We start from the raw sequence: 5,481 nt of genomic DNA, 5'->3' as shown, positions 1-5,481 counted from the left end.
CTCGACGCGGTTGACGCGGATGCCCCACTTGCCGGTGGCCTCGTCGAGGACGCCGCGCAGGGCCGCGTTGATCTCCTCGCGGGAGGTGAGGGTCCGCTCCAGGTCCATGCCGCCGATGATGTTGCGCAGCGTGGTGACGGTGAGCTGCTCGATCGCCTGGATGTAGCTGGCGACTTCGTAGGTGGCGGCCCGTGCGTCGGTGACCTGGTAGTAGATGACGGTGTCGATGTTGACGACCAGGTTGTCCTGGGTGATCACCGGCTGCGGCGGGAAGGGCACGACCTGTTCGCGCAGGTCGATGCGGTTGCGGATCGTGTCGATGAACGGGACGACGATGTTGAGGCCCGCGTTGAGTGTCCGCGTGTAGCGGCCGAAGCGCTCGACGATGGCCGCGCTGGCCTGTGGGATGACTTGGATCGTCTTGATCAGGGCGATGAAGACCAACACCACCAGAATGATCAGGACGATGATGACCGGTTCCATCGTCGTTCCCCGTGTCCCTTCTCCGCTGCGGCGTCTTCGGCAGATCTTATGGTTGTCGAAGATCTTGCTGGTCGAGTCTGACAGACCGTCGCGTAGCTGGCGAGGAGTTCACTCCAGTTACGTCCTGCGAGGTCACATCACGATCGCGGTGGCTCCCTCGATGTCCACGACATCCACTTCCTCGCCTGATTCGTAGGCGCGGCCGGTGTCGAGGGCGCGGGCCGACCAGACCTCTCCGGCCAGCTTGATCCGGCCTCCGGAGGCGTCGACGCGTTCCAGGACGACGGCTCGTCTGCCCTTCAACGCCTCCACGCCGGAGGCGAACTGGGGGCGTTGAGCGCGGTGCCGGTTCGCGATGGGGCGGACGACGGCGATGCCCGCGGCCGAGATGACGGCGAAGACCGCGACCTGGGCGACGGCTCCGCCGCCGAAGACGCCGGTGACCACCGCCGCGGCGATGGCGCCCACCGCCAGCATGCCGAGTTCGGGCATCGCGGTGACCACGAGCGCGATGCCGAGCGCTGCCGCGCCGATCAGCCACCACAGCCATGCGTCGATTTCCACATGGTCATGGTAGGTCCGCGGGCCCCGTCGCCGACAGGGCGCCCGTGGTGTGAAATCCCGTTCTTACCCTGGGATTTGGAAGGCGAAGGTCAGGATCAGGAGAGCGGGAGGCCCTGCGCCGTCCAGCGCTCGCCCGACTGTTCGACGACGAGCGGGAGGCCGAAGCAGAGGGAGAGGTTGCGGGAGGTGAGCTCCAGCTCCAGCGGGCCGGCGGCGAGCACCTTGCCCTGGCGGATCATGAGGACGTGGGTGAAGCCCGGGGGGATCTCCTCGACGTGGTGGGTGACCATGAGCATCGAGGGGGCGATCGGGTCGAGGGCGAGGCGGCCGAGGCGGCGGACCAGGTCCTCGCGGCCGCCGAGGTCGAGGCCGGCGGCGGGCTCGTCGAGGAGGAGCAGCTCGGGGTCGGTCATCAGGGCGCGGGCGATCAGGGTGCGCTTGCGCTCGCCCTCGGAGAGGGTGCCGAACCTGCGGTCCAGGTACTCGCTCATGCCGAGGCGGTCGAGGAAGGCGCGGGCGCGCTGTTCGTCGATGTCCTCGTAGTCCTCGTGCCAGGTGGCGGTCATGCCGTACGCGGCGGTGAGGACCGTCTCCAGGACCGTCTGGCGCTTGGGGAGCTTCTCGGTCATGGCGATGCCGGCCATGCCGATGCGGGGGCGCAGCTCGAAGACGTCGGTGCCGGGCCGGCCGAGGGTCTCGCCGAGGATGGCGGTGGTGCCGGAGCTGGGGAAGAGGTAGGTGGAAGCGAGGTTGAGGAGGGTGGTCTTGCCGGCGCCGTTCGGGCCGAGGATGACCCAGCGCTCGCCCTCCTTGACCGACCAGGAGACCTGGTCCACCAGAGCCCGGCCCTCACGGACCACGGATACGTCCTGAAGCTCCAGAACATCGCTCATGAGCGCGTTGTCTCCCCTTGCAGTGTGGCCGGTCTCGGCTGTCGCGTAAGCCTGTGGCTCGGTCCGCCGCGCCGGTGGGCGCAGCCCTCCATGAAATCTACGCCACCGGTCGGCCGGGGGATTCCCTTGGTCCGGCCCTAGGGTGGGAGCATGCTCACGGAACCACGTGCTGGACGTCTCGCAGCTTGGGGAAATGCCCTTTTGGCCGGGCTTGTCTCGCCGGACGACGCCGTCCTGGCCATCGTCGGCGCGGACGCGGTGCACCGGGTGGAGGGGCTGCCGGGTGAGTCGGGGCAGGTCGGGCTGACGCTCGCGCTCGGGCGGCTGCGGATGCTCGGGGTGACCGGGCTGCGGGTGGCTCTGCCCGCGCCGGGGCATCCGCTGGGGCTGAGCGGGCCGCCCGAGTTCAACGCGCGTGCGCTGGAGGCCGAGGAGGCGGTGGTCGGTCACGGGGCCGCCTACGGGCTGGTGCCGGACGTGTACGAGGCCGGGCCCGAGGGCGTGCAGGTCGAGGTGGTGTGGCATGTGCTGCCGGTGCGGGAGGCGCCGCCCGCGGATGTGCCGTCGCTGGGCGAGGCGGAGCGGGAGCTGGCGGAGGCGCTGCGGGAGGCCACGGAGGTGCTGACGCGGCTGGACGTGGCCGGGTCCGGGCCGGTGGCGGAGGCGGCGATCGACGCGTACCGGGCGCGGGCCGAGCGGGGTCGGGAGGTGCTGGCGCCGGGGTATCCGCCGCGGGCGGTGCGGGTGCTGGAGCTGGCGCAGCGGGTGGGGACGCTGATCACGGTGGCGACGGAGCGTGGGCACGGGGGCGCGGTGAGTTCGTCGGAGATCTCCGCTCGGCGGGAGGCGTTGCGGCCGGTGGAGCGAACGGCTCGGCGGGCGCAGGTCGCGGCGTACAACTCCGTTGTGGAGGAGCGGGAGAGGGGGGTGCGGTGACCGCGCTCCCCGGTGACCGGCGTCGGTACGAGGTACCCGGAGGCTTCGCCCCCAGACCGCCGTCGGCCTGAACGGCCTCGTCCTCAAGCGCCGGACGGGCCGGATCGCACGGCACTGCACGGCACATGCCGGACCGGCCTCCCGGGCAGGACCGGGAGGCCGGTGGCACCTCCGGCTCGGAGACGGAGGTGGTGCGTCAGTGGTTGACGGCGACGTTGCCGAAGGCCGGGTTCAGGATGCCCACGACGTTCACGCTGTTGCCGGACACGTTGACCGGGACGTGCACCGGGGCCTGGACGACGTTGCCCGAGCCGACGCCCGGGGAGCCCACGGCCTGGCCGTCCGCGTGCGCGCTGGTGGCGGAGGCCATGCCCGCGCCGGCGGCCAGGAGGCCACCCGTCACCATCGTCACGGCCGCTGCCTTCTTCAGGTTCTTCACTTCTGAGCCCTCCTTGCGATTGCCGCGGCAGGCGCCGCAGCACGCACTGGAGAACGGCGGAGATCCATCGAGGTTGCGCCATGTGAGGGACGTTCCCACGACAGTATGAATCTCGGCCCGGAACGCAACCTTCCGTGTTGCCGTGGGCGGAGCCTGTCAGCCCGTCACGCCATGGCGAACGGCCCACAACGCGGCCTGCGTTCGGTCGGCCAGGTCGAGTTTCATCAGGATGTTCGAGACGTGGGTCTTGACGGTCTTCTCGGAGAGGACGAGCGCGCGGGCGATCTCCCGGTTGGAGCGGCCGTCCGCTATCAGCCCGAGTACCTCGCGTTCCCGCTCGGTCAGCGAACCGGCCCTTCCCGTACCTGAGTTGGTCTCCTCCTGCGCCAGCAGGGCGCCGGCGACCTCCGGCTGGAGGAGGATGTGCCCGGCGTGCACCGAGCGGATGGCCCCGGCGAGCGCGTCGGGGTCGACGTCCTTGTAGACGTACCCGGCGGCGCCGGCGCGCAGGGCCGGGACCACCGTGCGCTGTTCGGTGAAGCTGGTGACGACCAGCACGCGCGCGGGGTTGGCCAGCTCGCGGAGTCTGCGCAGGGCGTCGACGCCGTCCATGCCCGGCATCTTGACGTCCATGAGGATGACGTCGGGCTTCAGCTCCTCGGCACGGTCGACTCCTTCGGCGCCGTCCGCCGCCTCGCCGACGACCTCGATGTCGTCCTGCACTTCGAGGAAGGTGCGCAGCCCCCGCCGGACGACCTGGTGGTCGTCGACGAGCAGCACCTTGATCGCGTCAGCCACCGGGGACCTCCATCTCGATGACGGTGCCCTTGCCGGGCACCGATTCCACGGTCAGCGAGCCGCCGGCGCCGCTCGCCCGGTCCCGCATGGAGACCAGGCCTAGATGGCGCCCCGCGTGACGCACCGCCTGCGGGTCGAAGCCGCTGCCGTCGTCCGTGATCCGCAGGACGGCTCCGCCGCCGCGGCGGTCCAGGGTCACGTCGACGTGGTCGGCGCCGGAGTGGCGCAGGGCGTTGTGCAGGGCTTCCTGCGCGACGCGCAGGAGGGCCTCCTCCTGGGATGCGGGCAGGGCCTTCACTCCGTGGCCGGCGAAGGTGACGCGGGCGCTGTGGGCCCGGTCGAGGACCTGTATCTGTGTCCGGAGGGTCGCCACGAGGCCGTCCTCGTCGAGGGCGGCGGGCCGCAACTCCACGACTGCGGCGCGCAGTTCGTCGGCGGCCTCGGCGGCCAGGGCCGCGACCTGCTGGAGTTCGCCCTTGGCGCGGGAGGGGTCGCGGTCCACCAGGCGGGCCGCGGCCTGGGCGGTCAGGCGCAGGGAGAACAGCTTCTGGCTGACCGCGTCGTGCAGTTCGTGGGCGAGGCGGGAGCGCTCCTCGGCGATGGTCAGTTCCCGGCTGCGCTCGTAGAGGCGGGCGTTGGTGAGGGCTATTGCGGCGTGCTGGGCGAGGATGCCGAGCAGTTCCTCATCGTCCTCGGTGAAACCGCAGCCGCCTTCGGGCCGCTCACAGTTCTTGTTGGCCAGGAAGAGCGCTCCGATGACCTCGTCACCGTCGCGGACCGGCAGGCCCAGGAAGTCGACCAGGTCCGGGTGGGCTTTCGGCCAGCCCTCGAAGCGGGGGTCCTTGCGGACGTCCGCGAGCCGTTCGGCCCTCGCCTCGTGCAGCATCGCGGCGAGGATGCCGTGCTGACGCGGGAGGGGGCCGATGGCCTTCCACTGCTCCTCGCTGACGCCGTCGACGACGAACTGGGCGAAGCCGCCGTGGTCGTCCGGGACGCCGAGCGCGGCGTACTGCGCGTCGAGCAGTTCGCGGGCCGAGGCGACGATCGTCTTGAGGACGTCGCGCACCTCGAGATGCCTGCTCATGGCCAGCAACGCGGAACTCACCGCGGCGAGGCCGGACCGGGGGCCGTGACTCATGTCCTCACGGTACCGGCGGGCTGTGACAGCGCGGATCGGCCCGGTGGCGGCGGGCGTCCGGTCCGGTGGGCCTAGGTCGCAGGGCCGAGACGGCCCGGTGCCGCGGTGCAGGGCCGGGGCGGCTCCGTTCCCACGGTGCAGGGCCGGGGCGGCTCCGTTCCCACGGTGTGGGCACGCTGTCACGACGACGAAGCGGATCATGCCGGTTGCGATCATCGCCGGGGCGTCGA

Annotated in this window: 7 protein-coding genes; 1 reads left to right on the top strand and 6 read right to left on the bottom strand. The window is 71.1% G+C overall.

Features of this window, described 5'->3' with window-relative positions:
- The 3 genes from GTY56_RS32860 to GTY56_RS32850 all read right to left on the bottom strand — a co-directional run.
- Positions 1-483: paraslipin (locus GTY56_RS32860; protein WP_161368929.1), on the bottom strand; the 483-nt coding region annotated here is incomplete at its 3' end.
- 132 nt (positions 484-615) lie between these two features.
- The gene (locus tag GTY56_RS32855) at positions 616-1,047 is read right to left on the bottom strand and encodes an NfeD family protein (protein WP_161368928.1); all 432 of its coding nucleotides are present in this window, start codon (positions 1,045-1,047) and stop codon (positions 616-618) included.
- 95 nt (positions 1,048-1,142) lie between these two features.
- The gene (locus GTY56_RS32850) at positions 1,143-1,940 is read right to left on the bottom strand and encodes an ABC transporter ATP-binding protein (protein WP_033310988.1); all 798 of its coding nucleotides are present in this window, start codon (positions 1,938-1,940) and stop codon (positions 1,143-1,145) included.
- 150 nt (positions 1,941-2,090) lie between these two features.
- Here GTY56_RS32850 and GTY56_RS32845 point away from each other — a divergent pair, with 150 nt between their 5' ends.
- Positions 2,091-2,876, top strand: a complete 786-nt coding sequence (locus tag GTY56_RS32845) for an Rv1486c family protein (protein WP_161368927.1) — start codon at positions 2,091-2,093, stop codon at positions 2,874-2,876.
- Positions 2,877-3,072: 196 nt separating this feature from the next.
- Here the strand turns inward: GTY56_RS32845 and GTY56_RS32840 are convergent, their stop codons facing one another.
- The 3 genes from GTY56_RS32840 to GTY56_RS32830 form a co-directional block, all read right to left on the bottom strand.
- A complete protein-coding gene (locus GTY56_RS32840; RefSeq protein ID WP_161368926.1) occupies positions 3,073-3,315 on the bottom strand; it encodes a chaplin family protein in 243 nt (80 codons plus the stop codon).
- A gap of 156 nt (positions 3,316-3,471) precedes the next feature.
- On the bottom strand, positions 3,472-4,113 hold the full coding sequence (locus GTY56_RS32835) for a response regulator (protein ID WP_161368925.1): 642 nt from the start codon (positions 4,111-4,113) through the stop codon (positions 3,472-3,474).
- The gene (locus GTY56_RS32830; RefSeq protein ID WP_161368924.1) at positions 4,106-5,251 is read right to left on the bottom strand and encodes a GAF domain-containing sensor histidine kinase; all 1,146 of its coding nucleotides are present in this window, start codon (positions 5,249-5,251) and stop codon (positions 4,106-4,108) included. Before GTY56_RS32830 ends, GTY56_RS32835 begins: the two co-directional genes overlap by 8 nt.
- Positions 5,252-5,481: the final 230 nt, after the last annotated feature.

The sequence above is a fragment of the Streptomyces sp. SID5643 genome, assembly GCF_009872555.1.
Taxonomy (GTDB): Bacteria; Actinomycetota; Actinomycetes; order Streptomycetales; family Streptomycetaceae; genus Streptomyces; species Streptomyces iakyrus.
Note: the sequence above shows the minus strand (reverse complement) of the source record. Positions and strands in the feature narration are given on the sequence as shown.

Bases quoted from the DNA above. Each gene is read 5' to 3' on its own strand.
- GTY56_RS32850 (WP_033310988.1), bottom strand. From the start codon at position 1,940: ATGAGCGATGTTCTGGAGCTTCAGGACGTATCCGTGGTCCGTGAGGGC.
- GTY56_RS32845 (WP_161368927.1), top strand. From the start codon at position 2,091: ATGCTCACGGAACCACGTGCTGGACGTCTCGCAGCTTGGGGAAATGCC.
- GTY56_RS32830 (WP_161368924.1), bottom strand. From the start codon at position 5,251: ATGAGTCACGGCCCCCGGTCCGGCCTCGCCGCGGTGAGTTCCGCGTTG.